Raw genomic sequence first — 15,249 nt, forward strand, 5'->3', positions numbered from 1 at the left:
CAACAATTAGGTGTGAAAAATCTATATCCCACAATGGTGGGACGCGGAATTTTAGAAAGGTAATGGCTGCCTGTCAAGAAATAGCCAACTTTTGATGCAAATTCCAATAAAAAAGGCGCCTTTGGCGCCTTTTTTTAACAAAATACTAACTTAATCTTGGCTACCAGCCAGATTTAGTAGATCTGCTAGGTTCTGTTCAGCTTCACTTGCGGTGACAGTTGATACCTCTTCAGTGCCTTTTGATGAGCTTGCTTTCGCACGTTCTTCATTACGGCTCTTATGATAAGCATAACCGGTACCTGCAGGAATTAGACGACCTACGATGACGTTTTCTTTCAGGCCACGTAATTGATCGCTCTTACCGCCAACAGCTGCTTCAGTCAGTACGCGCGTCGTTTCCTGGAACGATGCAGCAGAGATAAACGACTCAGTAGCTAAAGAGGCTTTAGTAATACCAAGTAATTCACGCTCAAACGTTGCTGGAGCCTTACCTTGCGCTTCAAGTTCGCGGTTAGCAATCTTCACGCGAGAGACTTCAACTTGTTCACCTTCTAAGAACTCACTGTCACCTGCCGTAGTGATTAAACACTTACGTAGCATTTGACGAATGATAACTTCGATGTGCTTGTCGTTGATTTTTACACCCTGTAGACGGTAAACGTCCTGTACTTCGTTCACAATGTAGTTTGCTACGTTGTGGATACCACGAAGGCGCAGAATGTCATGTGCAGCTTCTGGACCGTCAGCAATAACTTCACCACGTTCGACTTTTTCACCTTCGAACACGTTTAAGTTACGCCATTTAGGGATCATCTCTTCATAGTGTTCGCCACCATCAGCTGGTGTAATCACTAGACGACGCTTACCTTTGGTCTCTTTACCGAACGAGATCGTACCAGAGATTTCAGCAAGAATTGCTGGCTCTTTTGGTTTACGCGCTTCGAATAAGTCAGCAACACGTGGTAAACCACCGGTGATATCGCGCGTTTTAGACGATTCTTGTGGAATACGTGCTAAAGCGTCACCAACGTTGATTTTAGCGTTATCGTCTTTCGATACAATCGCGTTACCTGGTAAGAAGTATTGAGCTGGAACTTCAGTGCCAGGGATCATTAAGTCATTACCATCAGCGTCAACGAGACGAATGGCTGGACGTAATTCTTTACCTGCTGAAGTACGCGCACCAATTTCAAGTACAACAACTGAAGACAAACCTGTTAACTCGTCAGTTTGACGTGTCATGGTTACGCCATCGATCATGTCAACAAACTTAACACTACCCGCTACTTCAGAAATAATTGGGTGAGTATGTGGATCCCAGTTAGCGATAATTTCGCCTGGCGCCACTTCACTGTCTTCCAATTTCTCTAAAACGGTACCGTAAGGCACTTTATAACGCTCTTTTTCACGACCTAGCTCATCGATGATGGCTAACTCAGAAGAACGAGACACGATAACGAGCTTACCGTCGATATTAGAAACATGCTTAGCATTGTGTAACTTCAGAGAACCCGCGTTCTTAACTTGAACGTTGTTTTCTGCAGAAGCTCGTGATGCCGCACCACCGATGTGGAACGTACGCATGGTTAACTGTGTACCAGGTTCACCGATTGACTGTGCTGCAACAACACCAATGGCTTCACCGTGGTTAATAATATGACCACGAGCCAAATCACGGCCGTAACACGCAGCACACACACCAAAGTCTGTTTCACAGGTAATTACAGAACGTACAATCACTTCATCGATACTGTTCTCTTCTAACGTGTCACACCATGCTTCATCAAGCAGTGTGTTACGTGGTGCAAGCACTTCTTCAGTACCAGGCTTCAATACGTCAACAGCAACAACACGACCTAGAACACGTTCGCGTAGTGGCTCAACAACATCACCACCTTCAATAAGCGGCTTCATTGTTAGACCATGCTCAACACCACAGTCGTCTTCAATAACAACTAAGTCTTGTGCTACGTCTACTAAACGACGAGTTAGGTAACCCGAGTTAGCTGTCTTCAATGCGGTATCGGCAAGACCTTTACGCGCACCGTGAGTAGAAATAAAGTACTGTAGTACGTTTAGACCTTCACGGAAGTTAGCCACAATTGGGGTTTCGATGATAGAACCATCAGGTTTTGCCATCAGACCACGCATACCCGCTAACTGACGGATCTGAGCCGCACTACCACGAGCACCTGAGTCAGCCATCATATAGATGCTGTTAAACGAGGCTTGTTTTTCTTCAACGCCATCACGGTTAACCACTGTCTCAGTTGACAGGTTTTCCATCATCGCTTTAGAAACTTTTTCGTTGGCACTTGCCCAGATATCGATAACTTTGTTGTAACGCTCACCAGCGGTTACTAGACCTGACTGGAACTGTTCTTGAATTTCAAGTACTTCAGCTTCAGCATCGGCAACTAGTGTGTATTTCTCAGCTGGAATAACCATATCGTCGATACCTACAGAGGCACCAGAGATGGTTGCAAAACGGAAGCCGGTATACATCAATTGGTCAGCAAAGATAACAGTATCTTTAAGGCCTAGTTGACGGTAACAGGTGTTCAATAGCTTAGAGATCTGCTTCTTACCCATGTTTTGGTTAACCAAATCATATGATAAGCCTTCTGGCAGGATCAATGATAAAAGAGCACGGCCGACTGTAGTATCAACGATACGAGTGGCTTTAGTTCTTTCACCGTCTGCTGCAATTGATGTTTCAGTAATACGCACTTTAACGCGAGCATGTAGTTCTGCTGCACCGGTAGCGTAGGCTTTTTCCACTTCAGCAACTGAAGAGAAAGCCATACCTTCACCGCGACCATTAATACATTCACGGCTAGTGTAGTACAAACCTAATACCACGTCTTGAGACGGTGTAATTACAGGCTCACCGTTAGCTGGTGACAAAATGTTGTTGGTTGACATCATTAGCGCACGAGCTTCTAACTGAGCTTCAAGCGTTAATGGTACGTGAACCGCCATTTGGTCACCGTCGAAGTCGGCGTTATATGCCGCACAAACTAACGGGTGCAATTGAATTGCTTTACCTTCAATCAGAACAGGTTCAAATGCTTGAATACCCAGTCTGTGAAGTGTTGGTGCACGGTTAAGCATCACAGGATGTTCACGAATGACTTCGTCTAATACATCCCATACTTCAGCCTGTTCGCGTTCAACCATTTTCTTAGCCGCTTTGATGGTAGTGGCTAAACCACGACCTTCTAACTTGCCATAAATAAATGGTTTGAATAGCTCAAGTGCCATCTTCTTAGGAAGACCACACTGATGCAGACGTAAAGTAGGACCTACGGTAATTACCGAACGGCCTGAATAGTCAACACGCTTACCAAGTAAGTTTTGACGGAAACGACCTTGCTTACCCTTGATCATATCTGCAAGAGATTTAAGCGGACGCTTGTTAGAACCGGTAATAGCACGACCGCGACGACCGTTATCTAATAGCGCATCAACTGACTCTTGTAACATACGCTTTTCGTTACGTACGATAATGTCAGGCGCAGCTAAATCTAACAGACGCTTCAAACGGTTGTTACGGTTAATCACACGACGGTAAAGATCGTTAAGATCTGAAGTCGCGAAACGACCGCCATCTAACGGCACTAATGGACGTAGATCAGGTGGCAGAACCGGTAATACTTTTAAGATCATCCACTCTGGCTTGTTGCCAGATGTGAAGAATGCTTCCATCAGTTTAAGGCGTTTTGTCACCTTTTTACGACGGGTTTCAGAGTTGATAGATGGCAACTCTTCGCGCATTTGTTCGATCTGTTCTTCTAAGTTGATAGCACGTAGCAATTCTAACACTGCTTCGGCACCCATCTTAGCTTCAAACTCGTCACCGTATTCTTCTAACGCATCAAGATACGTTTCTTCGGTTAGCATTTGGCCGCGCTCAAGCGTGGTCATGCCAGGCTCGATCACAACAAATGATTCAAAGTACAGTACGCGTTCGATATCACGTAACGTCATATCAAGCATTAAGCCGATACGTGACGGAAGTGATTTTAAGAACCAAATGTGGGCAACTGGGCTAGCCAATTCAATGTGACCCATGCGCTCACGACGCACTTTAGTCTGGGTAACTTCTACGCCACACTTTTCACAAATCACACCACGGTGCTTAAGGCGTTTGTATTTACCACACAAACATTCGTAATCTTTAACCGGACCAAAGATACGCGCACAGAACAAACCTTCACGCTCAGGCTTGAATGTACGGTAGTTAATGGTTTCTGGCTTCTTTACTTCACCAAAAGACCAAGAACGGATGAGATCTGGCGAGGCCAAACCAATTTTAATTCCGTTGAATTCTTCAGTCTTACTTTGCTGTTTAAGAAACTTTAATAAGTCTTTCACGTTTCTCTCCTGAAGGAGTTAAACCAGGTGCTTTGCTGATGCAAAGCACCCTTGGTTACCAAACATTGCTTAAGTGCGATGCTTACTCTTGGTCCAACTCGATATTAATACCAAGTGAACGGATTTCCTTCAACAACACGTTGAAAGACTCAGGCATGCCTGGTTGCATCTGATGGTTACCGTCGACGATGTTTTTATACATCTGAGTACGGCCGTTAACGTCATCTGACTTAACTGTTAGCATTTCTTGTAGAGTATAAGCGGCACCGTATGCTTCAAGTGCCCACACTTCCATCTCACCGAAACGCTGACCACCAAATTGAGCTTTACCGCCCAATGGTTGTTGAGTCACTAAGCTGTACGAACCGGTAGAACGGGCGTGCATCTTGTCATCAACTAAATGGTTCAGTTTGAGCATATACATGTAACCAACAGTTACTTTACGCTCAAATTCGTTACCGGTACGGCCATCACATAATGTTAATTGGCCTGACTCAGGTAAGCCTGCAAGAGCAAGCATTTGCTTGATCTCTTTCTCTTTAGCACCGTCGAATGCTGGTGTAGCAATCGGCACACCACCTTTAAGGTGAGTAGCCAGACGCACGATCTCATCATCGCTAAACGAATCAATGTCAACACGCTGTAGCACGTCGTCACCTAACTCGTAAACTTGCTTGATGTAGTTACGAAGTTCGGCAATTTCACGCTGCTCTTCAAGCATAGCGGTAATCTTGTTACCAATGCCTTTGGCTGCAGCACCCATGTGAACTTCAAGTACCTGACCGATGTTCATACGCGATGGTACGCCCAATGGGTTAAGTACGATGTCTACAGGGTTACCTTCTTCATCGTATGGCATGTCTTCGATTGGACAGATCTTCGAGATAACACCTTTGTTACCATGACGACCCGCCATTTTGTCACCTGGTTGGATGGTACGTTTAACGGCTAAGTAAACCTTAACAATTTTCAGTACACCTGGTGCCAAATCATCACCTTGGGTGATCTTACGACGCTTGACTTCAAACTTCTTGTCAAAGTCAGCTTTTAGCTCTTCGTGCTGTTCAGCTAACTGTTCTAATTCAGTTTGTTTTGCTTCATCGTCGATAACTTGAATTAACACGTCTTTACGTGGGATTTCGGCTAATTTAGCTTCAGAATAACCTACAGACAGTAACAAGTTACGTGCACGGCTCAATACACCTTCTTCAAGGATTTTGAACTCTTCACCTAGGTCTTTACGAGCTTGGCGAACATGCATTTCTTCGATTTCAAGCGCGCGCTTGTCTTTTTCAACGCCGTCACGGGTAAATACCTGAACGTCGATGATGGTGCCTTTCACTGAGTTAGGTACACGTAATGAGCTGTCCTTAACGTCAGAAGCTTTCTCACCAAAAATAGCACGGAGTAGTTTCTCTTCTGGGGTTAACTGTGTTTCACCTTTAGGTGTCACTTTACCCACTAGAATGTCGCCACCCTTCACTTCTGCACCAATGTAAACGATACCTGATTCATCTAATTTAGATAGAGCAGACTCACCTACGTTTGGAATATCAGCTGTGATTTCTTCGCTACCCAATTTCGTATCACGAGCAATACAAGAAAGCTCTTGGATATGGATAGTAGTGAAACGATCTTCTTGCGCAACGCGCTCAGAAATTAAGATCGAATCTTCGAAGTTATAACCGTTCCAAGGCATGAACGCGATACGCATGTTTTGACCAAGAGCCAAATCACCTAAATCGGTAGATGGACCATCGGCTAATACGTCACCACGAACCACTGGCTCACCAACGAAACAACAAGGACGTTGGTTAATACAGGTGTTTTGGTTTGAACGGGTATATTTCGTTAAGTTATAAATGTCGATACCGGCTTCGCCTGGGCGTAGCTCATCTTCATTAACTTTAACAACGATACGGCTAGCGTCAACGTAGTCAACAACACCACCACGTTTCGCAGCAACAACCACACCAGAGTCAACAGCAAGCGTACGCTCAATACCTGTACCCACTAACGGCTTATCAGCACGTAAAGTAGGAACGGCTTGACGTTGCATGTTTGCACCCATCAATGCGCGGTTAGCATCATCGTGTTCTAAGAATGGAATAAGTGATGCCGCAACAGAAATAATCTGTTGTGGTGATACGTCCATATATTGAACATCAGCAGCACGCATAAAGGTAGATTCACCTTTATGACGACACGCGATCTGTTCTTCAACCATACGACCGTCAGCATCAACTTCAATGTTTGCCTGTGCAATAACATAACGGCCTTCTTCGATTGCTGATAAATATTCAACTTCATCAGTAATCACACCATCAACCACTTTGCGGTAAGGTGTTTCTAAGAAACCATAAGAGTTAGTGCGAGCAAAACTTGCTAGCGAGTTGATTAGACCAATGTTTGGACCTTCAGGGGTCTCAATTGGACATAAACGACCGTAGTGAGTTGGATGTACGTCACGGACTTCGAAGCCAGCACGTTCACGAGTCAAACCACCTGGGCCAAGTGCAGAAATACGACGCTTGTGCGTGACTTCTGATAGCGGGTTGTTTTGATCCATAAACTGTGACAACTGTGAAGAACCAAAGAATTCTTTCACTGCCGCAGAAATTGGCTTAGCGTTAATTAAGTCCTGTGGCATAAGCTCGTTTAAATCGCCTAGTGATAGACGTTCACGAACAGCGCGCTCTACACGAACTAAACCAACACGGAATTGGTTTTCAGCCATTTCACCTACGCTACGAATACGACGGTTACCTAAGTGGTCAATATCGTCGACTTCATCGTAGCCGTTACGGATTTCGATAATTTTCTTCATTACCGATACGATGTCTTCTTTAGACAACACACCGTTACCTTCGTCTTCAGCAATCTCAAGACGACGGTTAAACTTCATACGACCTACTTTAGATAAGTCATAACGTTCTTCACTGAAGAATAGGTTTTGGAATAAACCTTCTGCTGCATCTTTGGTTGGTGGCTCGCCAGGACGCATCATACGGTAAATCTCAACTAAAGCTTCTAGGCGGTTAGTTGTAGAGTCAATGCGTAATGTGTCAGCAATATAAGCACCATGATCAAGATCATTGATAAATAATGTATCAATGTTCTTAATACCAGCAAGCGATAACTTAGCTAAATCTTCTAAGGTAATTTCGCTGTTTGCAGTAACTAATACTTCACCTGTATCTTCATCGATATAGTCTTGTGCAGCATACTTACCAACAATGTAATCAACTGGCACTTCGAGCTCAGTGGTGTTGGTTTTTTCAAGTTGTTTAATATGACGCGCAGTAATACGACGGCCAGCTTCAACCAATAAAGTGCCTTCAGCATCTTTAATGTCATAACTTGCCGTTTCGCCACGTAAACGGTCAGGCACAAGTGCCATAACAAGTGAATCTTTCTTGATCTTAAACTCAATACGCTCAAAGAATAAATCTAAGATGTCCTGAGTAGAGTATTCAAGTGCACGTAAAATAATCGTTGCCGGTAATTTACGACGACGGTCAATACGCACAAATAACGCATCTTTAGGATCGAATTCAAAATCAAGCCATGAACCACGGTAAGGAATAATACGTGCGTTATACAGCACCTTACCTGAAGAGTGGGTTTTACCACGGTCATGATCAAAGAACACACCTGGAGAGCGGTGTAACTGAGATACGATAACGCGCTCAGTACCATTAATAACGAAAGTGCCGTTATCAGTCATCAATGGGATATCACCCATATAGACTTCTTGCTCTTTAATGTCTTTAACAGTGCCAGCAGCAGCTTCACGGTCAAACAACACCATGCGTAATTTAACGCGAAGTGGTGCTGAATAAGTAACACCGCGGATCTGACATTCTTTCACATCAAAAACTGGCTCACCTAGCTTGTAGCTGACATATTGCAGCTCAGAATAGCCAGAAAAGCTCTTGATAGGAAAAACGCTACGGAATGCAGCTTCTAAGCCGCGCTCACCCGTAGGGTCTTGATCGGTGAACTTCTTAAAAGAGTCTAACTGGATAGACAATAAATAAGGGATATCCAAAACTTTTGGACGCTTACCAAAGTCTTTGCGAATACGCTTCTTTTCAGAATAGGAGTAAACCATGGGTTTCCTCTGCTTACGAGATGTGACCAAGACTGAAATAATATAATTAAATCAGCACGTTTGCCCATCACCGTTGATGGCAAGAACCTAACCAGTAATCTCTGCTAGGGACTGCTAAAACTGGCGACAAACGGTGAATAAAAATCGCCTGCGCATAAAGCGCAAAAAAGGCCGACGGTTAAAAAACCGCCAGCCTTCACCCAATTGCTTGGGTGAGCAAGTAAGTTATAGCTTACTTGATTTCAACAGCTGCACCAGCTGCTTCTAGATCAGCTTTAAGAGCTTCAGCTTCTTCTTTGCTTACCGCTTCTTTAACAGCGATTGGCGAAGATTCAGCCATAGTCTTAGCTTCTTTCAGGCCTAGACCTGTAGCGCCACGTAGAGCTTTAATAACAGCTACTTTGTTGTCGCCGTGAGAAGTAAGAATTACGTCGAATTCTGTTTGCTCTTCAGCAGCAGCGCCAGCGTCACCGCCAACAGCAACAGCAGCAGCTGCAGCAGATACGCCGAACTTCTCTTCCATTGCTTCGATTAGTTCAACAACTTCCATTACAGACATAGCTGCAAAAGCTTCTAAAATTTGGTCTTTAGTGATAGACATTAGAAATATTTCCTATTGTTCTGAATTCAATTTGATTAAGCGGCCGACTTAAAATTAAGCGGCGTCTTGTTTTTGATCGCGAAGGGCGGCCAATGTACGAACGAACTTGCCAGCAGATGCTTCTTTCATAGTCATCATTAACTGAGCTAGTGCTTCTTCGTATGTTGGTAGTTTCGCTAAACGATCAATATCAGCTGCAGGGATAAATTCCCCTTCGAAAGCTGCACCTTTAACTTCAAACTTAGCTTGCTCTTTAGCGAAATCTTTTAAAAGACGCGCTGCAGCACCTGGGTGCTCAGTAGAGAAAGCAAGTAAAGTTGGGCCAGTGAATGTTTCGGCTAGGCACTCAAAAGCAGTACCTTGAACAGCACGACGAGCTAAAGTGTTACGTACTACACGTACATAAACGCCATTAGCGCGAGCTGTTTTACGCAAAACAGTCATAGCACCTACAGTTACACCGCGAGAATCAGCGGCTACTGCAGAAAGTGCACCTTTGGCAGCTTCGTTGACTTCAGCAACAATTGCCTTTTTGTCTTCGAGTCTTAATGCCATTGGCTTTACTCCTGGATTCTACCTAGGGATCCCCCTAGAATTTACCAAACTAAGCACAACATGTACCTAGTTACTTACGGTGCAGATATTCCAGTAAAAAAATTTAGCTGGGGCCTGACACCGTCTACGCAGGAAATTAAGTTAACCTTACGATTGACGCCTGCGGTCTTGGACGGAAGCTAATTATTGGCCAGTAATTGGATAATTATTGGCTAAAAACAGCTTCAACCCACAAAGTGCGCGCATTATAGACTAATCCGCACATTTTGTAAAATTACTTAATGTCTTCCAAGCTAGCTTGGTCAACAGAAACACCTGCACCCATAGTGGTAGAGATGCTTACTTTTTTCACGTAAACGCCTTTTGCAACTGCAGGCTTAGCCTTTTTCAGTGCAGACACTAACGCTTCTAAATTGTCTTTCAACTGTTCAGCGGTGAAATCCACTTTACCGATAGTAGTGTGGATAATACCGTTTTTGTCGTTGCGGTAACGAACCTGACCAGCTTTAGCATTTTTAACTGCTTCTGCAACGTTAGGTGTTACAGTGCCAGTTTTAGGGTTAGGCATTAAACCACGTGGGCCTAGGATTTGACCTAACATACCAACAACGCGCATTGCGTCTGGTGATGCGATAACTACGTCGAAGTTCATTTCGCCAGCTTTAACTTGTTCAGCTAAATCTTCCATACCCACTAGTTCTGCGCCAGCAGCTTTAGCAGCTTCAGCGTTTGCACCTTGAGTGAATACAGCAACACGAACGTCACGACCAGTACCGTGTGGAAGTACAGTAGCACCACGCACGTTTTGGTCTGATTTACGAGGATCGATACCAAGGTTAACAGCTACGTCAACACTTTCTACGAACTTAGCAGTTGCTAGTTCTTTTAAAAGTGCTACTGCTTCGTTGATGTCGTACTGTTTAGTTGCATCAACTTTTTCGCGGATTACGCGAGCGCGCTTAGTTAGCTTTGCCATTATATTAGTCCTCTACTACCAAACCCATTGAACGTGCAGTACCTTCAATTGAGCGAATCATCGCTTCAATATCAGCACCAGTCATATCAGCGGCTTTAGTTTCAGCGATTTCCTGAACTGCGCTACGCTTGATAGTTCCTACTTTTTGAGTGTTAGGACGGCCAGAACCTGATTTCAAACCAGCTGCTTTAAGCAGTAGGAAAGACGCAGGTGGAGTCTTAGTTTCAAAAGTGAAAGAACGGTCGTTATATACAGTGATAACAACAGGAATTGGCATGCCTTTCTCGAACTTTTCAGTACGAGCGTTGAATGCTTTACAGAATTCCATGATGTTCACACCTTTTTGACCTAAAGCAGGACCAACTGGTGGAGACGGGTTTGCAGCACCGGCTGCTACTTGTAGCTTAATATAAGCTTCAATTTTCTTTGCCATGTCGACATTTCCTCTATTTGGGTTCAAACGCATCTCGGCGACATGCCAATTTGCTCCCCTCAAAACAACGGGTGCGAATTATAGTAAAATACGCACCCGCAAACAATATTTATTTTGTAGTTATTTTAATCAGCTTTTTTCAACCTGATTAAAGTCTAACTCAACTGGTGTTGAACGGCCGAAGATCATTACCGAAACCTTAACACGGTTTTTATCGTAATCAACTTCTTCGATAGTGCCGTTAAAGTCAGCAAATGGGCCATCACATACGCGAACTACTTCACCTGGTTCATACATCACGCGATGAGTTGGAGACTCAACGGTATCTTGTAGACGCTGAAGAATAGCATTAGCTTCTTTGTCAGAAATCGGCGCTGGACGATCAGATGTTCCACCAATAAAGCCCATTACACGTGGAATGCTCTTTACTAAGTGCCAGCTTTCATCGTTCATTTCCATCTGAACGAGTACATAGCCAGGGAAAAATTTACGTTCGCTTTTACGACGCTGACCCGCACGCATTTCTACCACTTCTTCAGTAGGAACTAAAATCTCACCAAAGTAGTGTTCCATGTTATGCATTTTGATATGTTCAAGCAGTGTTTTAAGCACACGACCTTCATAACCCGAAAAGGCTTGAATTACATACCATCTTTTTTTCGCTTCTGTAGCTTCAGTCATTTTTAGATGCCTATACGCCAGTAATTAAATTGACTACTCGTAACAATACAGCATCTAATCCCCAAAGGATCAGTGCCACTACAGCTGTTGCTGCAAGTACAATAAATGTAGTGTTTAGCGCCTCTTGGCGAGTTGGCCATACCACTTTACGCACTTCAATGTGTGCTTCGCGAGCAAATGATAATGCTTGCTTACCTTTGATAGTTTGCAATGCAATACCACCTGCAATAGCAAAGGCAATAATTACCCCAGCAACACGTGCCACAACACTAGCATCTGCATAAAATTGATTGCCTATAACAGCGGCAGCGATGAGCAATGCTGCTACGCTCCACTTAACGATATCCAAAGAATTACTCTGGTTTTCAGTATTTGTTGTCATCGGTTAATTCCGTTACTCACTACGACCTGAGCTTAGCTTGGTAAACAGCATATTTACCAAATCCGCATTTCCGAGCTTTCCCAGAAAATGCATAAGCACAGGGTCAAAAATCGGCCATAGATTGTATTCTTATTCAGCTTTGTTCGCAACAATACAGGTAAAGTTAGCGCGACAAATTAGATAAAAAAACCAATTAATCTGTTTTTTTTATCTAAAAACAAAAAAGGAAGCCGAAGCTTCCTTTTTCAGTGTTCACTAAAGTCGCTATTACGCGATGATTTTAGCTACAACACCAGCACCAACTGTACGGCCACCTTCACGGATAGCGAAACGTAAACCGTCGTCCATCGCGATTGGGTAGATTAGTGTAACAACCATCTTGATGTTATCACCAGGCATTACCATTTCCACGCCTTCTGGAAGCTCGATAGTACCAGTTACGTCTGTTGTACGGAAGTAGAACTGTGGACGGTAACCTTTGAAGAATGGAGTGTGACGTCCGCCTTCTTCTTTTGATAACACGTATACTTCTGATTCGAACGTTGTGTGAGGCGTGATTGAACCAGGCTTAGCTAGTACTTGACCACGTTCTACGTCATCACGCTTAGTACCACGTAATAACACACCACAGTTCTCACCTGCACGACCTTCGTCAAGCAGTTTACGGAACATTTCAACACCAGTACAAGTTGTCTTAGTAGTCGCATGAACACCAACGATTTCTACTTCGTCAGATACACGGATGATACCACGCTCAACACGACCTGTTACCACTGTACCACGACCTGAAATCGAGAATACGTCTTCGATTGGTAGTAGGAATGGCTTATCGATGTCACGCTCTGGCTCTGGAATGTAAGAGTCTAGTGCTTCTGCAAGCTCGATAATTTTACCTTCCCATGCTGCATCGCCTTCTAACGCTTTTAATGCAGAACCTTGGATTACTGGTAAATCATCACCAGGGAAGTCGTATTCTGATAGAAGTTCACGAACTTCCATTTCTACTAATTCTAGTAACTCTTCGTCATCTACCATGTCACACTTGTTCATGAATACGATGATGAAAGGTACACCTACCTGACGTGAAAGTAGGATGTGCTCACGAGTTTGTGGCATTGGGCCATCTGTCGCTGCTACTACTAGGATTGCGCCGTCCATCTGTGCAGCACCCGTGATCATGTTTTTAACATAATCCGCGTGACCTGGACAGTCTACGTGTGCGTAGTGACGTGAAGGTGTGTCATATTCGATGTGAGAAGTATTAATGGTAATACCGCGCTCACGCTCTTCTGGAGCGTTATCGATTTGAGCGAAGTTACGAGCTTCACCACCATAAGTCTTAGACAATACTGCAGAGATAGCTGCAGTAAGAGTTGTTTTACCATGGTCAACGTGACCGATGGTGCCTACGTTTACGTGGGGCTTATTACGTTCAAATTTAGCTTTTGCCATGGTATTGCCTCAATCCAATAGTTTGGTGATGAAAACACAGATATAGTAAAAATCCGATGCATATATATGACATCGAATCAATTATCGTTTAGGCGTTAGAATAATGACAGGCTGGTGCTGATAGGCAGATTCGAACTGCCGACCTCACCCTTACCAAGGGTGCGCTCTACCAACTGAGCCATATCAGCAATCAAATTTTGGAGCGGATGGCGGGAATCGAACCCGCGTTATCAGCTTGGAAGGCTGGAGTAATACCATTATACGACATCCGCGCAACCTAACATAGGCTACCTAACTACCTAGAAAAAATGGTGGAGGGAGAAGGATTCGAACCTTCGAAGGCTGAGCCGTCAGATTTACAGTCTGATCCCTTTGGCCACTCGGGAACCCCTCCAGTAAAATGGTGCCGGCACCAAGAGTCGAACTCGGGACCTACTGATTACAAGTCAGTTGCTCTACCAACTGAGCTATGCCGGCGTGTCATTTCGGGTTCGGATATTAGGTAAATGTGCTCAGGAGTGCAATAGATAAATGCTAAAAAACTTAAAAAAAGTTTCAAATGACGCTTTTTTGGTCTCGTTTTATGAAAAAAGCACAATTTATAATCGATTATATTACGCATGACCACAAATCAATATCAAAGTATTGTCGGTCATTATTCGATAGTGTAATGTGCCTGACCAACCTAGAGGAATGGTTATGACTTCAATTAACTCAATACAAGATGCACTTTACTTTGCTTTTCAGCGCGAGCATTGGGCTGAACTTCGTAAATCAGTGCCTCTCACATTGAGTCAAACTGAACTCGAAAACTTACGAGGCATGAATGAAAAACTGTCGCTCGATGAAGTGACCGACATTTACCTTCCTCTCAGTCGCTTGCTCAACCTGTTTGTAGGCTCTAAACAACAACGAGGCCTTGTTCTTGATAAGTTTTTAGAACAACAAACGACCCCAAGCCCCTATATTATCAGTATAGCCGGCAGTGTCGCTGTGGGGAAAAGTACCACAGCACGTATCCTACAAACCCTATTACAACGCTGGCCTGAGCACCCTAAGGTCGATCTTGTCACTACTGATGGATTTTTATACCCATTAGCAGACCTGAAGCGAAAAGGGTTATTACAACGTAAAGGATTTCCTGAAAGTTACGACATGAAAATGTTGGTTGAGTTTATCTCAGCGGTAAAAGCAGGTAACAAAGAAGTATTAGCACCGTTATATTCACATGTTACCTATGACAGACGTCATGACGAACATCAAGCCATTCGACAACCAGATATTTTGATCCTTGAAGGCCTAAACGTACTCCAAACAGGCTTAGACACACCTATTGATACAAGAAGACCTTTTGTTTCTGATTTTGTCGATTTTTCTATCTATGTCGATGCTGACGAATCACTATTAAAACAATGGTATAAACAACGTTTCTTGCAGTTTAGAGAAGGCGCATTTAGCGAACCAGAGTCTTTCTTCCATCATTATTCATCATTAACAGATGATGAAGCTAATGCAATTGCCGCAAACATTTGGGATACCATTAATGGACCTAATTTAAATCTTAATATTCAACCAACACGTGAAAGAGCCCATTTAATCTTACAAAAAGGCCCAAACCATCTAATGGACAAGGTGTTGTTACGTAAGTAAATATTTTGCACAATCGGTATAAATTGAT

General features: G+C 43.6%; 10 protein-coding genes and 4 tRNA genes. 1 reads left to right on the top strand and 13 read right to left on the bottom strand.

Annotation, left to right across the window (positions count from 1 at the left end):
* Positions 1-150: 150 nt before the first annotated feature.
* From rpoC to PQR79_RS15465, 13 genes are all read right to left on the bottom strand, one after another.
* Positions 151-4,377, bottom strand: coding sequence for a DNA-directed RNA polymerase subunit beta' (gene rpoC / locus PQR79_RS15405; RefSeq protein ID WP_238107597.1), 4,227 nt, complete (start codon positions 4,375-4,377; stop codon positions 151-153).
* A gap of 82 nt (positions 4,378-4,459) precedes the next feature.
* Positions 4,460-8,491: a DNA-directed RNA polymerase subunit beta gene (rpoB, locus tag PQR79_RS15410; protein ID WP_238107598.1), complete on the bottom strand. Its 4,032-nt coding sequence runs from the start codon at positions 8,489-8,491 to the stop codon at positions 4,460-4,462.
* Between the two features lie 232 nt (positions 8,492-8,723).
* Positions 8,724-9,092: a 50S ribosomal protein L7/L12 gene (rplL, locus tag PQR79_RS15415; protein ID WP_238107599.1), complete on the bottom strand. Its 369-nt coding sequence runs from the start codon at positions 9,090-9,092 to the stop codon at positions 8,724-8,726.
* A 54-nt stretch (positions 9,093-9,146) separates the two neighbouring features.
* Positions 9,147-9,647 carry a 50S ribosomal protein L10 gene (gene rplJ, locus PQR79_RS15420; RefSeq protein ID WP_188923170.1) on the bottom strand — a complete coding sequence of 167 codons (501 nt, stop codon included), beginning with the start codon at positions 9,645-9,647 and terminating at the stop codon, positions 9,147-9,149.
* Between the two features lie 274 nt (positions 9,648-9,921).
* Positions 9,922-10,623, bottom strand: a complete 702-nt coding sequence (rplA, locus tag PQR79_RS15425) for a 50S ribosomal protein L1 (protein WP_238107600.1) — start codon at positions 10,621-10,623, stop codon at positions 9,922-9,924.
* A gap of 4 nt (positions 10,624-10,627) precedes the next feature.
* Complete coding sequence (gene rplK, locus PQR79_RS15430; RefSeq protein WP_238107601.1) at positions 10,628-11,056, bottom strand: 50S ribosomal protein L11; 429 nt, start codon at positions 11,054-11,056, stop codon at positions 10,628-10,630.
* A gap of 129 nt (positions 11,057-11,185) precedes the next feature.
* Complete coding sequence (gene nusG, locus PQR79_RS15435; RefSeq protein ID WP_188923168.1) at positions 11,186-11,737, bottom strand: transcription termination/antitermination protein NusG; 552 nt, start codon at positions 11,735-11,737, stop codon at positions 11,186-11,188.
* A gap of 10 nt (positions 11,738-11,747) precedes the next feature.
* Positions 11,748-12,119 carry a preprotein translocase subunit SecE gene (gene secE / locus PQR79_RS15440; protein ID WP_238107602.1) on the bottom strand — a complete coding sequence of 124 codons (372 nt, stop codon included), beginning with the start codon at positions 12,117-12,119 and terminating at the stop codon, positions 11,748-11,750.
* Positions 12,120-12,386: 267 nt separating this feature from the next.
* Complete coding sequence (tuf, locus tag PQR79_RS15445) at positions 12,387-13,571, bottom strand: elongation factor Tu (RefSeq protein ID WP_238107603.1); 1,185 nt, start codon at positions 13,569-13,571, stop codon at positions 12,387-12,389.
* Positions 13,572-13,683: 112 nt separating this feature from the next.
* Positions 13,684-13,759: transfer RNA gene (locus PQR79_RS15450), tRNA-Thr, on the bottom strand.
* Between the two features lie 10 nt (positions 13,760-13,769).
* Positions 13,770-13,843: transfer RNA gene (locus PQR79_RS15455), tRNA-Gly, on the bottom strand.
* Between the two features lie 37 nt (positions 13,844-13,880).
* Positions 13,881-13,965 (bottom strand) — tRNA-Tyr (locus tag PQR79_RS15460).
* 7 nt (positions 13,966-13,972) lie between these two features.
* Positions 13,973-14,048: transfer RNA gene (locus PQR79_RS15465), tRNA-Thr, on the bottom strand.
* 222 nt (positions 14,049-14,270) lie between these two features.
* On the opposite strand from PQR79_RS15465, the gene coaA reads away from it, so the two are divergent.
* Positions 14,271-15,221: a type I pantothenate kinase gene (gene coaA, locus PQR79_RS15470; protein ID WP_238107604.1), complete on the top strand. Its 951-nt coding sequence runs from the start codon at positions 14,271-14,273 to the stop codon at positions 15,219-15,221.
* Positions 15,222-15,249 lie beyond the last annotated feature (28 nt).

Origin of the sequence: Shewanella metallivivens, assembly GCF_028750675.1 — a bacterium.
In the GTDB taxonomy this organism is placed as follows: domain Bacteria; phylum Pseudomonadota; class Gammaproteobacteria; order Enterobacterales; family Shewanellaceae; genus Shewanella; species Shewanella metallivivens.

Coding starts and splice junctions, on each gene's coding strand:
- rpoB (WP_238107598.1), bottom strand. CDS start 8,491: ATGGTTTACTCCTATTCTGAAAAGAAGCGTATTCGCAAAGACTTTGGT.
- rplL (WP_238107599.1), bottom strand. CDS start 9,092: ATGTCTATCACTAAAGACCAAATTTTAGAAGCTTTTGCAGCTATGTCT.
- rplJ (WP_188923170.1), bottom strand. CDS start 9,647: ATGGCATTAAGACTCGAAGACAAAAAGGCAATTGTTGCTGAAGTCAAC.
- rplA (WP_238107600.1), bottom strand. CDS start 10,623: ATGGCAAAGCTAACTAAGCGCGCTCGCGTAATCCGCGAAAAAGTTGAT.
- rplK (WP_238107601.1), bottom strand. CDS start 11,056: ATGGCAAAGAAAATTGAAGCTTATATTAAGCTACAAGTAGCAGCCGGT.
- nusG (WP_188923168.1), bottom strand. CDS start 11,737: ATGACTGAAGCTACAGAAGCGAAAAAAAGATGGTATGTAATTCAAGCC.
- secE (WP_238107602.1), bottom strand. CDS start 12,119: ATGACAACAAATACTGAAAACCAGAGTAATTCTTTGGATATCGTTAAG.
- tuf (WP_238107603.1), bottom strand. CDS start 13,571: ATGGCAAAAGCTAAATTTGAACGTAATAAGCCCCACGTAAACGTAGGC.
- coaA (WP_238107604.1), top strand. CDS start 14,271: ATGACTTCAATTAACTCAATACAAGATGCACTTTACTTTGCTTTTCAG.